The sequence below is a fragment of the Mesorhizobium sp. M4A.F.Ca.ET.020.02.1.1 genome, from assembly GCF_004022645.1.
GTDB lineage: Bacteria > Pseudomonadota > Alphaproteobacteria > Rhizobiales > Rhizobiaceae > Mesorhizobium.
The window spans coordinates 1-411 of the sequence record NZ_RZOI01001418.1; the positions used below are offsets into that span (position 1 = coordinate 1).

A 411-nucleotide genomic window follows, 5' to 3' on the forward strand; every position below is an offset into this window, starting at 1 on the left:
CGCTGGTGGCGATCGCGTCGGCGCTGCCGTCGGCGAATTCCAGCGACAGCGCCGCCCCCGGCGCGACGTCCGCCGCCAGCTTGATCACCGCGCCTTCGGCATCCTTGACCAGCGCGAAGCCGCGCGCCAGCACCGCCTTGTGCGAAAGCGTCGACAAAAGCCGGTCGGCCTGGGTCAGGCTCGCGCGCAACCGGTCCAGCCTTCGCGCAATCGCATGGTCCTGGCGCCGTGTCAGCCCGGTCAGAGCATCGGCCTGCACCTTCTGTCGTCTTGCGATCGGCGCCGGCGACAGCCGTGCAGCGGTACGTTTGAACCGTGCCCGCCTTTCGCGCACGATGGCGAAGAAGGCAGCCTTCGCGCGCGCCAGATCGCGGCCGGTCAGCGTGCGCGCCTCGTTGATGCGGCGGGAAA

Annotated in this window: 1 protein-coding gene; it reads right to left on the reverse strand. The window is 70.3% G+C overall.

Annotated elements, in window-relative coordinates:
• On the reverse strand, nucleotides 1–411 hold a 411-nt coding region (locus tag EN742_RS37470), incomplete at both ends, for an exodeoxyribonuclease VII large subunit (protein WP_281035082.1).